This window comes from Kangiella sp. M94 (assembly GCF_054926195.1).
On the sequence record NZ_CM142903.1, the window covers coordinates 889,704 to 911,239 of the forward strand.

The following is a 21,536-nucleotide window of genomic DNA, read 5'->3' on the forward strand; positions in this document are numbered from 1 at the left end:
ATCGCAGCCCCTGAAATTGATACAAGCAATGAGTGAATAACCTGCTTAAAAAATAAACTGTGATAAAGAGCCTATTCTGTCTGCTGATGGACTATTTTTTAAGTTCGTAGCAGGGAACATAACGTTCGTAGTCCAGCTTCATGCGTTTTTGTGCGACAAAGGATTTCAACAACTCGTCGAGCTCACGCATTATCTCTTTATTACCGTCGAGCTGGTATGGGCCATGTTCTTTGACTTCTGCAATCCCTTTTTCTTTAACATTACCGGCAACAATCCCTGAAAATGCCTTACGTAGATTGGCAGCTAAAAGATGAATCGGTTGTTCAGGGTGTAAGTTGAGACTGGTCATATTTTGATGTGTCGGGTCAAAGCTCTCCTGAAAATCCCAATCTATGTGTAGTTGCCAATTGAAGTGGTACGCATCCTGGACTTTCTTTCGGTACTCCCTAACCTTGGTAACTCCGGCCTGTATGTTACGCGCTACTTTCACGGGGTCGTCGATAATGATTTGATATTTAGCCTGGGCTGAAGGTCCCAGTGTTTTGCCAATGAATTGATCAATTTTCTTAAAGTAGTCAGCTGATTCGGATGGCCCGGTAAATATTAAAGGGAAGGGGATATGTTGATTCGCAGGATGCAACAAAATCCCTAAAATGTACAAAATTTCTTCCGCTGTGCCAACGCCACCGGGGAACACAACAAAGCTATGCCCCATACGAACAAAGGTCTCAAGCCTTTTTTCAATATCGGGCATAATAATCAGTTCATTAACAATGGGGTTTGGAGACTCAGCGGCAATAATACCAGGCTCAGTAACGCCAACATATCGCCCCTTGGTAATACGCTGTTTGGAATGACCAATCAGCGCGCCTTTCATTGGACCCTTCATGGCGCCTATGCCGCATCCTGTAATGATGTCATGACCACGAAGGCCTAAACGATAACCGACCTCTTTTGTGTACTCATATTCGTGATGAGGGATTGCATGGCCACCCCAGCAAACGATCATATTCGGGTCAACTCCAGGTTTTAGGGCTTTGGCATTACGCAAAATATGGAAAATTGCATTGGTACAGCCTAGCCCCGAATTAAAATCAATTCGAGAGTTGTTCTCAAGCTCCTGCTTTAAAAAGACGACGTCTCGTAACACACTGAAAACTTGTTCCTTAAGACCCTGGATCATGACACCATCAACAAAAGCCCCGGAAGGTGCATTTTTAATTTTTAGCTTTACGCCTTTATTGAGTTGTAAAACTTCGATATTGAAGTGATCCAGTTGTTGCTGAATGACGCTGATATCGTCAGTAATATTAGTACTATTCAGGACGGCTAAAGTACATTTTTTAAAAAGCTCATAATCATTGCCGGTGGTATGCTCACTGAGCCTTTGGATTTCATCATTTGTTAATAGCTCTAAGCCTGACTCAGCAGTGATCTCTGCATCAATATATTCGGTTTTAGTAACTTGATTCATGTTATGTATGGTCTACCTTGTTAGCTGATAATAATCAGAATATTTAGATCGAGGCAATTAACTCTCAGCATACAACAACTGCTGCTAGTATAGAAATGACTTATTTATGAGGTGTGTTACTGCTTGCATTTTTCTATAAGCGCTTTGCTGTTTTTGATTATAGTCACACGAGCTGTTTTACTTATCACCACAGCTCTATGGAAACTGGCATAACGTTCGTGACAGAGATATAGGGTGCCATTTTGATGATTGGTAAACCCATTAGGTGTTAGCTCAAGATAAGCTTTGCGTTGAAAAGCACTCCACTGTACACGCTTATAGTGATCCCCCAGCCACTCAGTATAAAGTAGCTCTGTATTATCATTTCTGTTGATGATAACACTCAGGTTACCCCAGTCGGAGATGCACTTTAATTCATCACTACTAGATGTCATATGGCTGGTATCGATGCCACAAATCTGTATTTTCTCTTTGTTAGTGATGGCTTTGTTTCGACCCGTTTCAATAACGCTTTTTATTTTTAACAAATCTGAGCTTAGTTGCTGCTTAGCAATAAACTTTTGCATAGATGGCAAGGCTATCGCTGACATAATTGCCATCAAGGCGAGAGTAACAATAAGTTCTATTAAAGTTAGTCCTTTAACTTTTGTGTTCATGTGATTAACTCCTGTTAATAAAGCAGGAGCAAATCCTAAAGAGATTAGTTATCTACTGATATGAGATAAGGCTGTTAAGTGTGTACGACTTATCTGTTGAATGTGTCTGAAGACTGCTATTCGATACCGAGTTTTTTCATCTTATAACGAATAGTTCTAAAGGTGATTCCTAACAACTTGGCTGCCTCGGTCCTGTTCCAACGCGTTTCATTCAAGGCTTTCTCTATTTCAGCCTTTTCAATCTTCTCGATAAATTGGTCGAGAGGTAAGTCACCTCGATTAAGCCCAGTGACTGTATTGTTCTGGCGCATTTTTTCTGGCTCTAGCTCTTCGCTTTGCGCGAGTAGCAAATCAGGCACATCAATAGTATCTGTCTCAGATAAGGCGCATGCTTTTTCTAGAATATTCTCAAGCTCACGATAGTTAAAAGGGAACTCATAGTTATGCAAAATCTTTCGAGCTTTTGTGCTGATTTTTTTACCTTCTGACAGCTCATCAAGGTAGCTGTCAATCAACATATCCAGATCTGACAGTCGCTGGGTTATTGATGGAACCTTAATCTGTATGACATTTAAACGGAAGTAAAGATCATCTCGCAGTTGGTGCGTATGTACATAGTCAATTAAGGCTTTTTCGGTGCAAACAATGAGCCTAAGATCTAAAGGCTCATCCGAGTGCTCGGATTCTATTGGAAGCTTCTTTTGCTCAATGGCATGGAGAAGCTTCTTCTGTGTAATAATTGACAGCATATGGATGTTACTTAGTATCAATGTGCTGTTATTGGCTTGATAGAGCAAACACTCCTGTTGTTCGTGTTTATGGAAAAAGAGTTGCTCTAATGCTTCCTGGCTTTGACTGGAGCAATCAAGAAATACTTCAGTTTGGTCGGAGCGAGAGCTCTGTTCATGCAAAATTTGTGCAAGGCGTTCTTTCTCTGTACCTCGTTCGCCTTGAATAATAATGGGCGCTTGAGAGCCTCGGATTTTGACCATCTTTTCTCTAAGCTTAGTGATGGCCTCGCTACTACCAGCCAGAAAAGTGAAAGGAGCTTGAGGCTCTGTCTGCTTACCGTTGACGTATTTAAAAGCATGCTTTAAGAGCTGGCGTAAGTGCGCAAGATCAATTGGCTTAGCTAAAAAGTCAAAGGCACCAAGTTTCATTGCTTCAATGGCATTGTCGGTACTGCCAAATGCTGTAATCACAGCAATTGGCATATGTGGATATTGTTTGCGAACGAATTTTACAAAATCCAGTCCGTTACCATCAGGTAGTTTTAAGTCGGTTAAACAAAAATGGAATGGCTCTTCAGTGAGTTGTTTTTTTGCGTCGGTGAGGTCTTTACTGCTGGATACGTCAAGGCCCATTTGGATTAATGTCATCGTCAGTAAGTGTCTGATGTCTGCTTCATCGTCTATAATGAGAACTTTTGGTTTGTTCTGGCTCATGCTTTTTCTCGAATAGTTTATTTTACTTTTCTTAACGACGGCGATCTTTAAAGCTGGTCTTGCTTGTATCGCTACCATTCTCCGCTTCGATTTCTGCGAGTTGCTCAGCTAAATCTGCATCAATAACAAAACTACTGGTGTCAAAGCTGATTCTAAAGCAGGCGCCACCAAAAGCGACTGGGACACAGTCTAGTCGTGCCTGGTTCGCTTCGCAGAGCTCTTTTGATATATACAGACCTAAACCAGTACCATTGTGATTAGTAGTGTAAAACGGTTCAAAGATTTTATCTTTTTCTTCTAGTGATACACCTGCGCCTTCATCGATCACGTCAAGGAACAAGTCACCACTCAGGGGGTCGCGCCCAGCGGTCAGATGAAGCTGATATTTGTTGGTATTGAGGAAGCTGTACTTTAGTGCGTTATCAAACAGATTAGACAGAACCTGCTTTAACTGGGATTGGTCAAAAGCAACTTTTAAGCTCGGCTCAACGCCCTCGGTTGTTATTACAGCTTCTTCCTGTAGGCCTTGTTGGTATTCTTTTATAAAGCTTGGCAAGAAGCGATCCAGCAGCAATACTTGCCGTTCTGGTGGTTTGCGCTTAGACACCTTTTGAATATTGTCGATAATTTCGTTGATACGCTTTGATTGACGCTCAATAATTTCCATCAGTTGCTGATCTTGTTGTTCCTCGTTAGCATTTTCCAAAAGGATTTGAATGGATTGATTAATGGCACTCAGTGGATTGCGTATTTCGTGGGCAATGCTGGCTGTCAATTGACCCAATGATGCGAGTTTTAACTGTTGTGCTTTTTTAATGACGTCTGAATAGTTGTCCAACAAAATTAATGTCATCTCATTGGTGTTGAGGGGTATGAAGCGTGGTAACAGTTGTGGGCCTGTATTGGTGGCTCGGAAAGGCAATCCTTCTTGTGATGAGCGGGAGGCCCTTTTCATCTGATAGTCCAAATCATCAGTGATTGCGGCTAGCGGTTTACCAATCGGGGTATCCGGAAGCCCCAGACCATACCAGGCTGTCTGGTTAATGTGGCGAATACGACACTGCTCATCCACAACGATAATGCCTCGATTCATTTTCTCTATAATTTGGCTGTTGAGGCGATGCATGTGGGCGATTGAGCGCTGCTGTTCGGCTGTTTCTTCTTCATAGTAAGTCAGCCGCCGGGCTAAAATATTCCCCAGCAAAGTAACAACAAGAATACCAGCTATTTGTAGGCTGACTTCGGAGTAGAAGGCCTGATCAAATGCACCTTCGCGAAAGCGGTAAACCAGAACCAGGCTGACGCTAACAAATATTCCATAAAGCATCCCCAGTCGGTTGCGCACTAATAGCAGGGCGAAGATAGCGACTAAGGCCATCAGCACTATGTAACCTGCGCTGTCAGACTGCCCTGCATAAGCTAGCAAGCTGAGCATTAAAATGTCGGTAAAGGGTTGGGTGTAAGCTTGTATATGAAACTGGTGTTCTACGAAGGAAAGAAAAAGTAATAAACTGGCTAAAATGACATAGCTGATGGCTACTGTGGTATAAACGTCCTGATCGAATAGGGCACTTTGTGACTTCGCGATGAATGGCAGTAAAAAGAGTAGTAAGGCAATAATTAGCCGCGCCACAGAATAGTAGCGTAAAAATTGCCATCCGAAGTCTATTTTTTTATTGTTATCAAACACTAAGCGTCCTGAACTGTCGATGTGTGTCACTTAGATTATGTTGTGTTTGCATTGATTTCAAGCATTGCCTGTATAACTCATTGAAAAAAATTGAAATTGTTGGAAAATATAGGACAAATTATAACGTGAGCCTGGCGATGCGAATTGCAATTGCACAAAACAACTACACCGTTGGTGACATTCAGCGAAACCTTGAACTTATTAAGTCCTCATTGAAACAAGCAGAGTCAGATAATGCTGATATTGTGGTGTTCTCGGAACTTTCCCTATGCGGTTACCCACCTGAAGACCTGCTGTTACGCCCAGATCTTTACACTATTATTGATAATGCCATTGAGGAGTTGATTGCTCTTGATTCGCCCGTAGCAATGGTCATTGGGCATCCTATCAAAGAGGCTCAGGGTCTGTTTAATGTGGCTACGGTGATTCATCAAAGACGAGTTCTGGTTCAGTACAAAAAGCAATTATTGCCCAATTATTCTGTTTTTGATGAAAAACGGTATTTTGAGTCAGGTTCAGAAGACTGTGTCTTTGAATTTAAAGGTATCAAGTTGGGCGTACTGGTGTGTGAAGACTTATGGTATCCAGAGCCAACCGCTCGAGTAAAAGCTCTGGGAGCAGACATCTTACTAAGCCCCAATGCATCACCTTATTGTTTTGGTAAGGGAACCCTACGTAGCGCTGAAATGGGCGCTCGCGCCCGTGAAAATGAACTCCCTATTGTTTACGTCAATCAAATCGGTGGTCAGGACGAATTGATCTTTGATGGCTGTTCGGCTGTTTATAATGAAGAAGGGCAGCGTATTTTCCAAATGGCGGAGATGGCTGAAGACTTTGCGTATATTGATTTTGACAGTAAAACAGGCTCTATCAAGGCAAGTAAGGAGTACCTGAATCAGTTTCATGATGAAGAAGAAATTTGGCAAGCGCTAGTTTTAGGGGTTCGTGATTATGCACATAAAAATGGCTTCAAAGGCGCGTTGCTAGGTTTATCTGGAGGAATAGATTCGGCGGTGACATTAGCGGTTGCAGTGGATGCACTGGGCAAAGAGAACGTTAACGCTGTCATGATGCCGTTTCGGTATACTGCCAGTATGAGCATTGAGGATGCAGAAGAAGAGGCCAAGGCTTTAGGAATTGAGTTTGATGTGATATCAATTGAGCCCATGTATGAAGCCTTTATGACTCAGTTGTCGCATCAGTTTGAAGGGACAGAGACTGATGTGACCGAACAAAACATTCAGGCCCGTTGTCGGGGTACCTTGTTGATGGCCTTGTCGAATAAATTTGGGCGCCTGGTGCTAACCACGGGCAATAAATCGGAAGTGGCTGTGGGCTACTGTACTTTATATGGCGACATGGCTGGTGGATTGGATGTGCTTAAAGACGTGTCTAAAACTATGGTTTATCGTCTGGCTCGATATAGAAATACTGTTTCACAAGTGATTCCTGAGCGGGTCATAACGCGTCCTCCATCTGCCGAGCTTGCACCGGATCAAAAGGATGAAGACAATTTGCCACCGTATGATATCCTTGATGCCATATTGGAAGCTTATGTCGAACAAGATAAAGGTATCGATGATATTATTGCCATGGGCTATGACGAAGCGGATGTCAGACGAGTTATCTGGTTAGTTGATGTTAATGAGCATAAACGTCGTCAGGCTCCTCCAGGCATTCGAATTACCCAAAGAGCTTTTGGACGTGATCGTCGTTATCCTATAACCTCAGGTTTTGGGCGACAGTTTAAATCTAAATAGACACAGGTTGTACGAGAAGGAAAGACTGATGAAGAAAATAGAAGCTATCATCAAACCATTTAAACTTGATGATATTCGGGAAGCTTTAACTGACTTGGGCGTTAACGGTATGACCGTTACTGAAGTCAAAGGCTTTGGCCGCCAAAAGGGGCATACGGAATTGTATCGCGGTGCTGAATATATGGTGGACTTTTTGCCGAAAGCCAAAGTTGAAGTAGTGATTGATGATGACCTTGTCGACAAATGTGTAGAGACGATCATTGAAGTGGCGCGTACAGGGAAAATTGGTGATGGTAAGATTTTCGTTACTGATGTAGATCGGGTTGTACGGATTCGTACAGGTGAAGAAGGCGAGGATGCTATTTAGTTAGATTATAAACAAATAAAAAAGCGGGCTTTATGCCCGCTTTTTTATGTCTAAAATAAATCAGCTTAGCCTTCTTAAAAGTCGGCTAGTTTATGATCCGGATAATTCAACAGAAGAGTTCTACGATACTCTTCGGCAATCTCAGGCAACTCTAAAATTTTGTATGAATTGATTAAGATCTCAAGCGCACCTGGAACTGCTGGTGTTTTTGGAAAGTTTTCAACAATATACTTCGCTCGATTAGCTGCTGCGATATAGATGTCACGTTTCATATAGTAGCGAGCTACATGCAATTCGTAGTCTGCTAAAAGGTTGCGAATCTGTACCATGCGTTGACGAGCATCGGGCGCATATTTGCTTTCTGGATAAACTTCAACAAGTGTTTTGTAGTTATCAAAAGCTGCTTTGATGTTGGTAGTGTCACGCTTTTCAATATCGGCAGTAAAAAACTCTTTGAAAGAGCCGACTTCCTGCTCATAGTGCATAACACCTTTCATATAGTAGACGTAATCTGCATTTTCATGCTGCGGATGTTGTCTTAAGAAGCGATCTGCTAAAGCTTGGCCGGACTCATAGTCACCTTTTTTGAAGTAAGCATACATCAATTCAAGTTTAGCCTGCTCAGAAATGCGGCCAAAAGGATAACGTGTGTCTATTTCTTCAAGCAGTTCAATAGCGCGCATATAATTACTGGCCCGCATTGAGCGTTTAGCTCCGTCGAATAGTTCTTGTGCGGTCATTGACTCAACTTTGGTGGTGTTTAAGTTGGGTTCTTTGGGAGTGCTAGAGCATCCAGCTAGCGTGAAGATGAATAGAACAAGGATGATAATACTGTGTTTTTGCATATTTAATTCTTTCTGTTTGTGTTCAGCCTGATACAATGTGGCTCATTCTAACTGACCATCAGTTATAGGCCAATCTTTTTACGTGATTTTACAATGACCACCCAATCTATTGCACTCAGACACATATTCGACGAAAAAGTTTACGGAAAAAGACTCGATTCTGCTTTATCTCAGCAATTTAGTGATTATTCCCGCTCTCGAATTCAAGAATGGATCCAAAATGGCTTCGTTAAAGTTAATGGCGAAGTCATAACTTCCAATAAACATAAAATGGCGGGTTTCGAGGATATCGAAATTAATGCTGAGATCGAGGTTGCAGGCGCATGGAAGCCTGAGGCGATTGATCTTGATATTGTTTATGAAGATGACGCTTTATTAGTCATAAACAAGCCTGCAGGCCTTGTAGTTCATCCTGGTGCTGGTAATCAGGATGGCACAATGGTTAATGCTCTATTACATCATTGTCCCGATCTAGCCAATTTGCCAAGAGCCGGCATTATTCACCGTATTGATAAAGAGACTACCGGGTTGTTAGTCGTTGCTAAAACGATTGCGGCGCATACCAGTCTCGTTGAACAGTTGCAGAATCGCGCTTTCACCCGTGAATATGACGCAGTGGTCAATCGAGTGATGGTATCCGGCGGAACTGTTGATAGGCCGATTGGGCGTCATCCGACAAAACGAACTTCAATGGCTGTCGTTGCCGATGGTAAGAGAGCTATAACACATTATCGAGTGGTCGAAAAATTCTTGGACCATACTCATCTGAAGCTTCGACTTGAAACTGGTCGTACTCACCAAATCCGCGTTCATATGGCTTATTTGAAGTTTCCGCTCATTGGCGATCCTTTATACAGTGGTCGTTATCGAGTGCCCACACGTATTACACCTGAACTGCGTAAAACGGTTGATAGTTTTAAACGTCAGGCGTTACATGCCAGTCTGCTCGGACTTAAGCATCCGGAAACTGGGGAATACATTGAGTGGCGCGCGCCCATGCCGCAGGATATGGCTCAACTGCTTGATGACCTGCGTGAAAACAGAGACACCTTCGAAGCAGAAGAATGATCGAGTTCATCAAACCAAACTGGCCAGCACCGAACCATGTTAAAGCTTTGGCGACGACGCGCAAAGGTGGGGTTAGTGGGTTACCGTTCGACAGCTTAAATCTGGGATTACATGTTGGGGATGATGATAAAAACGTCATAACTAACCGAGAATTGCTTAAAAAAAAACTAAATCACCCTCCGTTGCAATGGCTCAATCAGATTCACAGTAACAGAGTTGTTGAGTATTCTGATGCAGAAGCTTTGTTACAGGCTGATGCAATCGTCACAGACAAGCCTAATGCCTCCTGTGCGGTGATGACAGCTGACTGTTTACCGGTTCTCTTAACTAATATTAGTGGAGACTGGGTTGCAGCAGCACATGCTGGATGGCGTGGTTTGGCTGATGGAATTCTTATAAACACGGTCAATCAGCACCACAAGTCTGACTCATTAATGGCCTGGATCGGCCCAGCCATTAGTCAGGATTGTTTTGAGGTAGGTGATGATGTGAGACAAGCTTTTATTGAGCTGGATGATAGTAATCAACCCTATTTTATGCAAAATAACCGAGGACGCTGGCAAGCGGACTTGGTGGGTTTGGCGAAAATGCAGTTAGAAGCTATGGGTGTTGCTGTCTACCTCAGTCAGCTATGTACTTTTAAGAATGAACATCAATTTTATTCGTACCGCAGAGATGGTCAAACCGGTCGCCAGGCCTGCATGATTTGGATAGCAGAATGATTGAGTTACACATTGAGATATAGGTTAGTGAGAAGCGAATGACAACATTTTGGTGGGTAATGCTGGCTGTGGTATTAATTTTGAGCTTTGTCATCGTCAAATTAATCAAAGGTGCCAAAAAGTATAACCACATTGACTGGGGTTCACCATTTCTGAACTTTATCGATGGTCTGATCCGATATTACTGCATCCGCTTTCACCGTTTGGATTTTGAACGTTTTTCGTTGCCAACGGAAGGTGGCGCCATACTCATATCAAACCACATCTCCGGCCTTGATCCTTTATTACTCATTGCTGCCAGTGATCGCCCGATTCGTTTTATGATTGCCACTGAAGAGTACAACCGGTTCGGTCTAAACTGGTTGTTCAAGCGCGCAGGTTGTATTCCGGTTAACCGAAGTGGCCGCGCTGATATTGCTTTTCGTCAGGCTCGAAGGGCTCTAGATCAAGGTGAAATTATTGCTTTATTTCCACACGGAAAAATCCATCTGGATCATGAAGAACCGTTTCGCGTTAAGCCGGGCATTAAGAGGTTAGCGGAATTGACTAAGCATTCAATTTTTGTCTGCCGGATTGTGGGAGTTCGCGGACAAGGCACCATATTGTCATCGCTAATTCTACGCTCCAGATCCAGACTTCTACAATTTCCCACCATCAACCATCATTTCTTTTCACACGAGAATAGCCTGCTTCATTTAGGCGAAGTGCTGCTCGGCCATCGCAATCCGTTTACCAAAGAATCCTCAGTCAAAGAATCCTCAGGCAAAGAAAGCTCGCAATAAATGACTTAAAGCTCATATCTATAAGTAAAGTGGCTATTGTTCAAGTTGCGCTAAACAAAACTCCCATCTTTTACATTTAGTCTGGTAACTCTTGATTTAAATCAACCGCTTTGAGCAATAAATGAGCAAAATAAGAAGGCAAGCTCTTGAAAATCGGCCACAAACCCACATTTTGTAAAGCATATAGAGTTTTATTTTGAGTTTGCGCACTGACAGTGACAATGACTCCAGAGAGGTTTCTGCATGAGAATGGATAAATTCACCAGCAAGTTTCAATCAGCGCTAGCTGACGCTCAGTCGTTAGCGCTGGGAAAGGATCATCAATATATTGAGCCATTGCATTTAATGTTGGCCATGCTACAACAGCAAGGCAACAGTGTGGCAGCGATCCTAAACCAGATAGGCGCGCCTGCGGGTCAACTGATGAACGCCATTGATTCTGAATTGGCCAAATTACCACAAGTCAGTGGTACCGGTGGCGAAGTTCATATTTCCCCCGATCTTGGCAAGCTACTGAATGTTTGTGACAAGATTTCACAGCAACGTCAGGATCAATACATTTCATCCGAACTGTTTTTGCTGGCTGCGCTTGAAGATAAAGGCGCTTTAGGCAAGTTACTCAAGGCTCAGGGCGTTACGACCAAAATGGTCGAAGATGCTATTGCTCAGATTCGCGGTGGACAAAACGTCAATGACCCCAATGCTGAAGATAATCGTCAAGCCTTAGAAAAATACACCATCGATCTGAATGCTGGCGCTGAAAGCGGTAAGCTTGATCCGGTGATTGGCCGCGATGATGAGATCCGTCGCTGCATTCAGGTTTTGCAGCGTCGTAGTAAAAATAATCCGGTGTTAATTGGTGCGCCCGGTGTCGGTAAAACTGCCATTGTCGAAGGTTTGGCGCAACGCATCGTTAACGGCGAAGTACCTGAAGGACTGAAAAACAAACGTGTCTTGTCGTTGGATATGGGCTCGTTAATTGCCGGCGCAAAGTTTCGCGGTGAATTTGAAGAGCGCCTGAAAGCTGTTTTAAATGATCTGGCCAAAGAAGAAGGACGGGTCATCCTGTTCATTGACGAGCTGCATACCATGGTCGGTGCCGGTAAAGCAGAAGGCGCTATGGACGCTGGTAATATGCTTAAGCCAGCACTGGCTCGCGGTGAACTGCACTGTGTTGGCGCCACAACTTTAGACGAGTATCGTCAATATGTTGAAAAAGATGCGGCGTTGGAACGTCGCTTCCAGAAAGTATTGGTTGATGAGCCAACCACTGAAGATACCATTGCAATTCTGCGTGGCTTAAAAGAGCGCTATGAAGTGCACCATGGCGTAGAAATTACTGATCCCGCGATTGTTGCTGCGACCACTTTGTCGCAACGCTACATTACTGATCGTCAATTGCCCGATAAAGCCATTGACTTGATTGATGAGGCAGCCAGTCGTATACGCATGGAGATCGACTCTAAACCCGAAGTAATGGATAAGCTTGAACGTCGCTTGATTCAATTAAAAATTCAGCGCGAAGCTTTGAAAAAAGAAGAGGATGAAAGCTCTAAGAAACGCCTGTTGGATTTAGAGCAACAAATTACTGAGCTTGAAAAAGAGTTTGCTGAACTTGATGAGATTTGGTCATCAGAAAAAGCCTCAGTGCATGGTGCTCAGAATATTAAAGCCGACCTGGATAAAGCACGAGTGGAGCTGGAAGCTGCGCAGCGCACCGGTGACTTAACGCGCATGTCAGAGTTGCAATATGGCACTATCCCTGAGCTTGAAGCAAAACTGGCTAAAGTCTCTGAGCAGGATACAGTGGAAATGCAACTGTTGCGGAATAAAGTTACTGACATTGAAATTGCCGAAGTCGTTTCCAAATGGACCGGTATTCCAGTATCAAAAATGCTTGAAGGTGAGCGTGAAAAGTTACTACGCATGGAAGATGTATTGCACAACAATGTGATTGGTCAGGATGAAGCCGTTACCGCTGTATCGAATGCCATTCGTCGTTCACGTGCAGGGCTGTCTGATCCTAATCGTCCGAATGGGTCTTTCCTATTCCTTGGGCCAACGGGCGTTGGTAAAACGGAATTGTGCAAAACGCTGGCCAAGTTCCTTTTCGACAGCGAAGACAATATGGTTCGTATCGACATGTCGGAGTTTATGGAAAAGCACGCGGTTGCTCGCTTAATCGGCGCGCCTCCAGGCTATGTGGGTTATGAGCAGGGTGGTTATCTAACTGAAGCTGTGCGTCGCAAACCTTATTCTGTAATTCTGTTTGATGAGGTGGAAAAAGCGCATCCTGATGTGTTTAACGTCCTGCTGCAAGTGTTGGAAGATGGGCGTCTGACTGACAGCCAAGGGCGAACTGTAGATTTTAAAAATACCGTGATTGTCATGACCTCTAATATGGGTTCCGATCTGATTCAGACTCATAGTGCCAATACCGAAGGCGGTGACAAAGACTATGAGGATATGAAGTCGATGCTGATGGATGTAATTGGCAAGCATTTCCGACCAGAGTTTATCAACCGTATCGATGAAATTGTGGTATTCCATCCATTGGCTAAGGAGCAAATCAAGTCGATTGCTGCGATTCAAATGGAACGTTTACTGCAAAGGCTGCGCGAGCAGGGCTTTGAAGTTAAGGTTACCGATGGTCTACTTGAACTGCTTTCAGAATCAGGTTTTGATCCGGTGTTCGGTGCACGTCCGTTAAAACGAGCAATCCAACATAAGGTTGAAGACCCATTGGCTCAAGCCATATTGGCGGGCACAGTCGATGTGGCTAAGACTCTAACATTGGATGTCGAGGGCGATAAGCTGTTAATCAAGCAGTAAGGCTCGCCCAATGAAAAAAGCTCTAGAGTTTTCATATTCTAGAGCTTTTTTTATGCGTGCTTAGCTTTAACCTGGTCGTCCATCAATTCTTGCCTTGGTCAGTACTGGCCAGTAAAAGATGACGAATAGGCCGTAAGCGAGAATCCACAAAATACCACTAACCTGGTAGCTATCGGCCAAATAGGCTGGTGCGACTAAAGCGGTAAAGCCTCGAATGACACCCGCCAAAAGCACGATTGCGAAGGCTACTGTCATCCACTTGCTGGGTTGTAGCGGGCGTCCTGAGTGGCCCAATGACACTCGAGCAATCATGCCCAGAACCACAGAACCTAGTGCACCAGCAGTTAATAGGTGTGAAGCATTTGAATAGGTAGTGGTTTGCTCCAATAGAGCGCTGGCAAACACCAGCAAACCAATAGGAATAAACCAGTAGCCCAGATGCAATATCCATAGCAGGGGTACTTTAAGGGCGAGTATGGTTTTCCAGCGTAAAATGCGCAGAATGTTAGCGACAGCGGCCAGAATCATCAGGGCTGCAACAAGCAGATTGATGGTTTCAGTTCTTGGTAGTAGCAGCCATGAAAAAGTAGCCAGCCAAATCGATCCTAAGCATACCCACTCTAAAGCAAGGATTGGCATTGGTTTGTCAGTGTTAGTAGCTCTGGATGTGAAGAATGGTATAACGCGACCGCCCATTACTGTGATAAGAGCGGTAATCGCCAGTACTGTAGTAATAAATATACGCTCTGCGAATAACCAGTCATTTATATAGGCAGCGTAATAACTCAGCGCATTTAGAATCGTGAACAGTAACATCAAAGGAACAAAGAACAGATTACGCCATTGCTTCACCTGAATTACTGGGCTTGCCAGAAAGATGGCAACCAAGGGTAACCAGGCAATATCTAAAATCATAACCAGCCAGTTTTTTTCTCCCAAAAAGGGTAGTAGCACTCTGGGCAGAAACCATAAACATGATGTTATCGCTAGTGGCCAGCCGCGAACCCCGGGAATGCCAGTCCAGTTTTGCATAGCTGTGAGAACAAACCCCGCAATGATAGCCAGTGTAAAACCGAACAGCATTTCATGGGCATGCCACCAGATAGTATTGTGGATACCTGGCAATAGGGTATGTCCTGATAATTGAGCAATCCAAATAATCATGGACAGTGCTGCGACTAGACTTCCCCCTAAAAAGAATACCCTGAAACCAAGTCTGAACAATGGCCAGATAGCGTTTTCTTTTTTTGCATCTAAGATTTGCATAATTTTCTCAGTACCGGTTTCTTGTGAATCTTGACGTTATTATAAAATAAAGATGCATAAAAAATACATCTTTATTTGTTTTAAAAATATCTGTTCTGCAAAAGAAGAATGGATACAATGAATAAAATTAGTAAACCTATCAATATGCTCATTCGCTATTTTCTCTGGTTGTTATTTATTGGGTTGCAACTTGCAATTGGAATTATCATTTACCTTCAGTCTGGTAAAGATTTGGTGGGTTTTGTCTGGTTTGAACAGCAGTTGCCAGCCCAATCCCATTGGTTATCTAGTCTGGTTAGCAAGTTGCCAGAATTGTATCAGAAAGGATGGATAGCAGATCATCTTCCTGACATCTTGTGGTCAAGTGCTTGCGCCTCACTTTTGGTGGGTATCTGGGTGAGCCAGTTAACAGTTTCAAAATTATTGCTACTAGGTTTGGGCTGTGCTATTTTTTATGAAACGCTGCAGGGGCTTAGTTTTACGGGTGGCACCTTCGACTGGCTTGATATGATGTATTCATTATTAAGTGGGGCCTTGAGTACATTTATAACGTATTTGCTGTTAAAAATGCCAAGAAATGGCTCTTAACGCTTGTCTGAATATCTTATCGCTTGTGACATTAAAAGGAAGGGCAATGAAAAAAATATTGATTGCGGGGAGCTTCGTGGGGGGGCTCTTGTTATCTGGTTGCATGCCAACTTATAACACTGTAACTGTTCCTCAAAAAACCGAATATAAAGGTGTGCATCCACTTATTCTGACACAAGAACAACCAGAAACTAGCTTGACCTACCTTACCATTAATGGCTCTTATTATCTGCTTCCTGAAGAATGTTTGCTAACCCGATCCTATGGGGATATGGCTGATAACCGTCAATTTGGTGATGATGCAGAGAAACGTCAATACGGAGAGGTGGCTGATAATCGTAAGTTCGGTGACCAGGTGGAATCACGTAATTTTGGGGATGACACAGAGAGCCGTCAGTTCGGTGATGATGCTGAGAAACGCCAATTTGGTGATGATGCTGAGAAACGTCAATACGGAGATATGGCCGATAATCGCAAGTTCGGTGATGATGCTGAGTCGCGTAATTTTGGGGATGACGCAGAGAGCCGTCAGTTCGGTGATGATGCTGAGAAACGTCAATACGGAGATATGGCCGATAACCGCAAGTTCGGTGACGATGCTGAGTCGCGCAACTTTGGCGATGATGCAGAAAGTCGTCAGTTCGGAGAAGTTACGAGCCAATTCCGTTGCCTAAAAATTCAAAATATTAAAAGAGTGGTTGTTTCTGGCTTCCTGGGGCAAGAAAGTATTTTGGTGAATAACGGACTGAGCTTTTCAGGTTATGAAAGAGATGGCAAAACAATTTTATTAAAATTCTAAATAGGAGTGACTCATGAAAATTTGGGCAAAAACTATAACGAGTGTTAGTGCCTTGGCGGTAATGTTATTACTTGCAATGGGATCGGAAGATCCACCTGCCCGTTTGATTGATCAGACAAATAAATCTAAAGTGCCGATTCAATATGGCGTTGTACAAGAGGGTATGCGCATCGTTGCTGAGGATGGTTCTTTTGAACTGAAAGGAGGGCAGCGCTTTACTTCACCTTTCCAGTCAGATTTGTGGGGTTATGGCTGTAATAACTTTAGTGATAAAGACGTACTAACTAAAGCTAACGATGTTCTTCTATGTGGTGCTAAAAAAGTTAAGGTTTATTATGGTAACAACCCTGAGCCTTTATACGGAGTGCTGGCTTTAAATCAAGCAATTCAAGCTGCGCATGGCCCAGCCTCACGCTCCTATATGATTAAAATTGCTGAGGATAAAATTCAACATGCCCGGGCGGGTAATACTTCTGTTACTTTTGAATACATGAATTGGACAGAGTCAAAACGTTGGTCTCATAATTACAGCCAGCAAAAGAATGAGAAGACTTGGTACAGTTGGATCTTGTGGGTCTCGGCTTACCCAATGTGATCATTTATTACGTATAAAAAAGCCCTCATAATCGAGGGCTTTTTTTATTGCATTCGCAAGGTATTAGATTTGTAATCTACTGACTGTCCTTACAATATTTTTTTACATTTTCTCGAGCTTGCTTTAAGCGTTCTTCACGCTCTGTATCAGTTAGCATTCTACGCTCACCATTTTCTTCAATCTGTACGCGAGCTCTATTTTCTAAAACTTCCAGATTATTTTTTGCAATAGTACAATTTTTACGTGCAATCTCTTTGTTCTGAGCATCCATACCTTTCTTTTGCGCTTCCTGTCTGGCAATAACTTCATCTTGAGCGTCGGTCATGCTGTTTGATGCTGCTTCACTCTCATCATTACCGCTTTCGGCTGCGGGCTTTGGATCACTGACTCGCTGATTGATGGTTTCATAGCTTACGCCATAAGGAGGTTTCGTTTGTGTATACTTAATATTTCCCTTGTCGTCCTTCCATTTATATATAGGCTGGCTGGCACTAGCTATTGCAGAAATTCCTAACCCTAAAATGGCGGTCAAAACGATACATTTGATGTTAGCCATAACTTTCCGTTCTCTTGACTGGTTGGTTAAAAGAGTTGAGACACGTAATAAATATGACTCAAGCTTCTTCTTCAATAACCTCTAATTTATTCGTTTTAGCAAAATCTAGCAACTGTTTGAATAAATTGGGGTGTTCTAATGATAACTGGTTAGAAATTATCACGCACTTGACCCCATCAATAACGGCGGGTCTTAGGAGTGGAGAGTAAACCATCCTTCGATTACGGAAGGTACATAAATTCCCACACATGCGCTCCGCCCAGTCACTGGGTCTGAAAACACTCCCCGTTTCTGTGCGGCCCTTAATAATAAAGCGTTTGCTGGTTTGCGATTCGCTCATGTCTGGCTTTTACTTGATAAGTTGCGCGTATATTGACAGAATCCTTGTCGCTGTCAATATACCCACATCAATGCAGTGGGTTTGAAGCTATAAAGTAACACTCTACAAAACACTTCTCCAGCTGTTCTTGAGTGTGTTAATGTAATGACATCAACGATTTAGGTTCACTAGGTAATAATTTCAATGAAAGCCAATAAGCAAGTTGCACAAAAACGCGGTATTTATCTTCTTCCCAATTTATTGACAACAGCAGGTCTGTTTGCAGGCTTTTATGCGGTCGTTGCTTCAATGCAAGGTGCGTTCGCCGCTGCCGCTATTGCGATATTTATAGCTATGATTATGGATGGTCTGGATGGTCGTATTGCTAGAATGACCAATACCCAAAGTGACTTTGGTGCAGAGTACGACTCAATGGCGGACATGATCTCTTTTGGTATAGCGCCGGCTCTTGTCATCTATAACTGGGCACTCTTTGATCTGGGTAAAATTGGTTGGTTGGCTGCTTTTGTTTATGTTGTCGGTGCCGCTTTGCGTCTGGCTCGTTTCAATACGCAAGTAACAACTGCCGATAAACGATACTTTCAAGGTTTAGCAAGCCCATCGGCAGCGGCGATTATTGCAGGGCTGGTCTGGCTTGGTACCGAGTATCAGTGGCAATCACAGCCTTGGGGTATCTATATTGCTGTGATGACAATGGTCGTTGGCTTATTGATGGTGAGTAATTTCCGGTACTCGAGTTTTAAAGAAGTAGACTGGAAAGGCAAAATTCCATTTATTGGGGTTTTAATTATTGTGCTTATTTTTGTATTAATTGCTTCAGAGCCGCCACTGGTACTCTTTAGTGGCTTTGCCATCTATGCTCTTTCTGGCCCGATTATGACTTTGTGGCGGATTAAGGACATAAAAGAAGAAAGAAGACAGCGAAAACAGCAAGAAACTGAATCACCAGATGAGCAGGCCAGTTCAGAAGATAGTGAAAAGTGACGAATAATCGTTGAGAGTAGTGCCACTTCTTTAGTGGCTCTGCGTATCTAAATGTAAAAACTCACTAAACTTATACCCACCTATTAGTAATTTTAATCAAAATGGTCTTATTTCTGTTTAAATTTTGCCCGCTTTGGCGTTATAATAACCAGCTCGCAAAAATCTTTTGAAAACTTTCAAAAAGAGCTTGCGAAGTGGAAAAGGGCGCTTATAATGCGCACCACTTTCGAGGCATAAGTCGCGGAAGGCAAGTCCAGGAAGGGCGGTTTCAAAGGCGTTAAAAAAATGTTTTTGAAAAGGTGTTGACAGGAAGTTGAGGCGCACTATAATGCGCGCCGGCTCTGAGGAAACTCGGAGGCATTTCCAGGGAGAGAAATGGTTGATAATTGTTTGTTTAACAGAAAGTTAAAAAAGATTATCAAAAGCAGTTGACAGGAGGTTAGGGCGATATATAATGTGCGCCCACTTGAGCGGAGCAAGTTCTTCGTCAAGACGTTCTTTAACAGATAGATAAGACAATTTGTGTGGGCACTTATGTCGATGATGTAATCCATTTATCGATTGAGTGACCAACACCCTGAAAGACAATTCGTTCTATTTATAGGACAAAGATGTAATTCAAAGTTGGTGATTCGTCGAGTCAAGATATACCGAAGGTTTCGGCCTTCAAGAAAACTTAAACTGAAGAGTTTGATCATGGCTCAGATTGAACGCTGGCGGTATGCTTAACACATGCAAGTCGAACGGTAACATGAAAAAGCTTGCTTTTTTGATGACGAGTGGCGGACGGGTGAGTAACACGTAGGAATCTACCGAGTAGCGGGGGATAGCCCGGAGAAATCCGGATTAATACCGCATGTGCACTTCGGTGTAAAGAGGGCCTCTTCTTGAACGCTCTCACTATTCGATGAGCCTGCGTCAGATTAGCTTGTTGGTGGGGTAATGGCCTACCAAGGCGACGATCTGTAGCTGGTCTGAGAGGATGATCAGCCACACTGGGACTGAGACACGGCCCAGACTCCTACGGGAGGCAGCAGTGGGGAATATTGGACAATGGGCGCAAGCCTGATCCAGCAATACCGCGTGTGTGAAGAAGGCCTTCGGGTTGTAAAGCACTTTCAATAGGGAGGAAGGCTTAATGGTTAATACCCATTGAGATTGACGTTACCTATAGAAGAAGCACCGGCTAACTCCGTGCCAGCAGCCGCGGTAATACGGAGGGTGCAAGCGTTAATCGGAATTACTGGGCGTAAAGCGCGCGTAGGCGGATGATTAAGTCAGATGTGAAAGCCCCGGGCTCAACCTGGGAACTGCATTTGAGACTGGTCGTCTAGAGTACAGAAGAGGGGGGTGGAATTCCAGGTGTAGCGGTGAAATGCGTAGAGATCTGGAGGAACATCAGTGGCGAAGGCGACCCCCTGGGCTGATACTGACGCTGAGGTGCGAAAGCGTGGGTAGCGAACAGGATTAGATACCCTGGTAGTCCACGCCGTAAACGATGTCTATTAGCTGTTGGGTATATTAAAATACTTAGTGGCGCAGCTAACGCGATAAATAGACCGCCTGGGGAGTACGGCCGCAAGGTTAAAACTCAAATGAATTGACGGGGGCCCGCACAAGCGGTGGAGCATGTGGTTTAATTCGATGCAACGCGAAGAACCTTACCAGGTCTTGACATCCAGAGAACTTTCCAGAGATGGATTGGTGCCTTCGGGAACTCTGAGACAGGTGCTGCATGGCTGTCGTCAGCTCGTGTCGTGAGATGTTGGGTTAAGTCCCGTAACGAGCGCAACCCTTGTCCTTAGTTGCTAACATTAAGTTGAGAACTCTAAGGAGACTGCCGGTGACAAACCGGAGGAAGGTGGGGACGACGTCAAGTCATCATGGCCCTTACGACCTGGGCTACACACGTGCTACAATGGGCAGTACAGAGGGTTGCCAACCCGCGAGGGGGAGCTAATCTCACAAAGCTGTTCGTAGTCCGGATTGTTCTCTGCAACTCGAGAACATGAAGTCGGAATCGCTAGTAATCGTGGATCAGAATGCCACGGTGAATACGTTCCCGGGCCTTGTACACACCGCCCGTCACACCATGGGAGTTGTTTGCACCAGAAGTAGCTAGCTTAACATTGGGCGGTTACCACGGTGTGGTCAATGACTGGGGTGAAGTCGTAACAAGGTAGCCGTAGGGGAACCTGCGGCTGGATCACCTCCTTACAGACTAAGATTACGTAAATCTCATAAGTGTTCACACAAATTGTCTTATCCAAGAAACTTGATCGGTTGTGCAGACCATAAGTGTCTGTAACAAGACAGATAATAGGTCTGTAGCTCAGCAGGTTACAGAACACCCCTTGCTTTAGGGTAAGAGCGGTGAGGTCGGCATGCCGACCAGCGTTGAGCACAACCTACTATAAATAATAGGTCTGTAGCTCAGCTGGTTAGAGCGCACCCCTGATAAGGGTGAGGTCGGCAGTTCAAGTCTGCCCAGACCTACCAATTTAGGCTGCGAAGCCGAAATCACCGATATCAATGGGGCTATAGCTCAGCTGGGAGAGCGCCTGCCTTGCACGCAGGAGGTCAGCGGTTCGATCCCGCTTAGCTCCACCATTTCCGATCAAGGGTTAGAAGTATCAAGATGAATGAGTAGACTTATTCATCTGGGTATTTATGGCCAGAACAAGTTCTTTAACAATTTGGTAGAAGCTAGTAAAAAAATTTGTAAGCAAATTTGTATTCATCATGTTAGCGATATTTATCATAAGTC

At 43.8% G+C, this 21,536-nt stretch carries 18 protein-coding genes, 2 tRNA genes and 1 rRNA gene; 13 read left to right on the plus strand and 8 right to left on the minus strand.

Annotated features, from left to right (window positions below; genetic code table 11):
- Positions 1-91: 91 nt before the first annotated feature.
- From ppnN to ACYTXU_RS04130, 4 genes are all read right to left on the minus strand, one after another.
- A complete protein-coding gene (gene ppnN, locus ACYTXU_RS04115) occupies positions 92-1,474 on the minus strand; it encodes a nucleotide 5'-monophosphate nucleosidase PpnN (RefSeq protein WP_462208577.1) in 1,383 nt (460 codons plus the stop codon).
- Between the two features lie 116 nt (positions 1,475-1,590).
- On the minus strand, positions 1,591-2,130 hold the full coding sequence (locus ACYTXU_RS04120) for a pilus assembly FimT family protein (protein WP_462208578.1): 540 nt from the start codon (positions 2,128-2,130) through the stop codon (positions 1,591-1,593).
- A gap of 116 nt (positions 2,131-2,246) precedes the next feature.
- Positions 2,247-3,575 carry a sigma-54-dependent transcriptional regulator gene (locus ACYTXU_RS04125; RefSeq protein WP_462208579.1) on the minus strand — a complete coding sequence of 443 codons (1,329 nt, stop codon included), beginning with the start codon at positions 3,573-3,575 and terminating at the stop codon, positions 2,247-2,249.
- Positions 3,576-3,606: 31 nt separating this feature from the next.
- Positions 3,607-5,265: a sensor histidine kinase gene (locus ACYTXU_RS04130; RefSeq protein ID WP_462208580.1), complete on the minus strand. Its 1,659-nt coding sequence runs from the start codon at positions 5,263-5,265 to the stop codon at positions 3,607-3,609.
- Positions 5,266-5,390: 125 nt separating this feature from the next.
- Between ACYTXU_RS04130 and ACYTXU_RS04135 the strand changes: the two genes are divergently transcribed.
- Both ACYTXU_RS04135 and glnB read left to right on the plus strand, forming a co-directional pair.
- Positions 5,391-7,025, plus strand: a complete 1,635-nt coding sequence (locus tag ACYTXU_RS04135; protein WP_462208581.1) for an NAD+ synthase — start codon at positions 5,391-5,393, stop codon at positions 7,023-7,025.
- Positions 7,026-7,053: 28 nt separating this feature from the next.
- Positions 7,054-7,392: a nitrogen regulatory protein P-II gene (gene glnB, locus ACYTXU_RS04140; RefSeq protein ID WP_462208583.1), complete on the plus strand. Its 339-nt coding sequence runs from the start codon at positions 7,054-7,056 to the stop codon at positions 7,390-7,392.
- A gap of 74 nt (positions 7,393-7,466) precedes the next feature.
- On the opposite strand, the gene ACYTXU_RS04145 is transcribed toward glnB, so the two are convergent.
- Positions 7,467-8,237, minus strand: a complete 771-nt coding sequence (locus ACYTXU_RS04145) for an outer membrane protein assembly factor BamD (RefSeq protein WP_462208584.1) — start codon at positions 8,235-8,237, stop codon at positions 7,467-7,469.
- A gap of 93 nt (positions 8,238-8,330) precedes the next feature.
- Here ACYTXU_RS04145 and rluD point away from each other — a divergent pair, with 93 nt between their 5' ends.
- From rluD to clpB, 4 genes are all read left to right on the plus strand, one after another.
- Entirely contained in the window at positions 8,331-9,305 is a 975-nt protein-coding gene (gene rluD, locus ACYTXU_RS04150; protein WP_462208586.1) for a 23S rRNA pseudouridine(1911/1915/1917) synthase RluD, read from the plus strand.
- Positions 9,302-10,027 carry a peptidoglycan editing factor PgeF gene (gene pgeF, locus ACYTXU_RS04155; RefSeq protein WP_462208587.1) on the plus strand — a complete coding sequence of 242 codons (726 nt, stop codon included), beginning with the start codon at positions 9,302-9,304 and terminating at the stop codon, positions 10,025-10,027. Before rluD ends, pgeF begins: the two co-directional genes overlap by 4 nt.
- Positions 10,028-10,065: 38 nt before the next feature.
- Positions 10,066-10,809 (plus strand): lysophospholipid acyltransferase family protein, encoded by a 744-nt coding sequence (locus ACYTXU_RS04160; protein ID WP_462208588.1) that lies wholly within the window; start codon positions 10,066-10,068, stop codon positions 10,807-10,809.
- A 243-nt stretch (positions 10,810-11,052) separates the two neighbouring features.
- Positions 11,053-13,641 (plus strand): ATP-dependent chaperone ClpB, encoded by a 2,589-nt coding sequence (gene clpB / locus ACYTXU_RS04165; protein WP_462208589.1) that lies wholly within the window; start codon positions 11,053-11,055, stop codon positions 13,639-13,641.
- Positions 13,642-13,707: 66 nt separating this feature from the next.
- Here the strand turns inward: clpB and ACYTXU_RS04170 are convergent, their stop codons facing one another.
- The gene (locus tag ACYTXU_RS04170) at positions 13,708-14,910 is read right to left on the minus strand and encodes an NnrS family protein (protein WP_462209355.1); all 1,203 of its coding nucleotides are present in this window, start codon (positions 14,908-14,910) and stop codon (positions 13,708-13,710) included.
- Between the two features lie 114 nt (positions 14,911-15,024).
- Between ACYTXU_RS04170 and ACYTXU_RS04175 the strand changes: the two genes are divergently transcribed.
- The 3 genes from ACYTXU_RS04175 to ACYTXU_RS04185 are packed head-to-tail and all read left to right on the plus strand — an operon-like array spanning position 15,025 to position 16,889.
- A complete protein-coding gene (locus tag ACYTXU_RS04175; RefSeq protein WP_462208590.1) occupies positions 15,025-15,495 on the plus strand; it encodes a hypothetical protein in 471 nt (156 codons plus the stop codon).
- A 46-nt stretch (positions 15,496-15,541) separates the two neighbouring features.
- A complete protein-coding gene (locus ACYTXU_RS04180) occupies positions 15,542-16,294 on the plus strand; it encodes a hypothetical protein (RefSeq protein WP_462208591.1) in 753 nt (250 codons plus the stop codon).
- 13 nt (positions 16,295-16,307) lie between these two features.
- Positions 16,308-16,889 carry a hypothetical protein gene (locus ACYTXU_RS04185; RefSeq protein WP_462208593.1) on the plus strand — a complete coding sequence of 194 codons (582 nt, stop codon included), beginning with the start codon at positions 16,308-16,310 and terminating at the stop codon, positions 16,887-16,889.
- A gap of 76 nt (positions 16,890-16,965) precedes the next feature.
- Here ACYTXU_RS04185 and ACYTXU_RS04190 read toward each other — a convergent pair whose 3' ends face one another.
- Positions 16,966-17,445 (minus strand): DUF4124 domain-containing protein, encoded by a 480-nt coding sequence (locus ACYTXU_RS04190; protein ID WP_462208594.1) that lies wholly within the window; start codon positions 17,443-17,445, stop codon positions 16,966-16,968.
- A gap of 58 nt (positions 17,446-17,503) precedes the next feature.
- Positions 17,504-17,785, minus strand: coding sequence for a DUF3579 domain-containing protein (locus tag ACYTXU_RS04195; protein ID WP_462208596.1), 282 nt, complete (start codon positions 17,783-17,785; stop codon positions 17,504-17,506).
- Between the two features lie 183 nt (positions 17,786-17,968).
- Here ACYTXU_RS04195 and pssA point away from each other — a divergent pair, with 183 nt between their 5' ends.
- The 4 genes from pssA to ACYTXU_RS04215 all read left to right on the plus strand — a co-directional run bounded on the left by pssA (position 17,969) and on the right by ACYTXU_RS04215 (position 21,379).
- On the plus strand, positions 17,969-18,769 hold the full coding sequence (gene pssA, locus ACYTXU_RS04200; RefSeq protein WP_462208597.1) for a CDP-diacylglycerol--serine O-phosphatidyltransferase: 801 nt from the start codon (positions 17,969-17,971) through the stop codon (positions 18,767-18,769).
- Between the two features lie 678 nt (positions 18,770-19,447).
- Positions 19,448-20,986: ribosomal RNA gene (locus ACYTXU_RS04205) — 16S ribosomal RNA — on the plus strand.
- A 205-nt stretch (positions 20,987-21,191) separates the two neighbouring features.
- Positions 21,192-21,268, plus strand: a tRNA-Ile gene (locus ACYTXU_RS04210).
- Between the two features lie 35 nt (positions 21,269-21,303).
- A tRNA-Ala gene (locus ACYTXU_RS04215) sits at positions 21,304-21,379 on the plus strand.
- Positions 21,380-21,536: the final 157 nt, after the last annotated feature.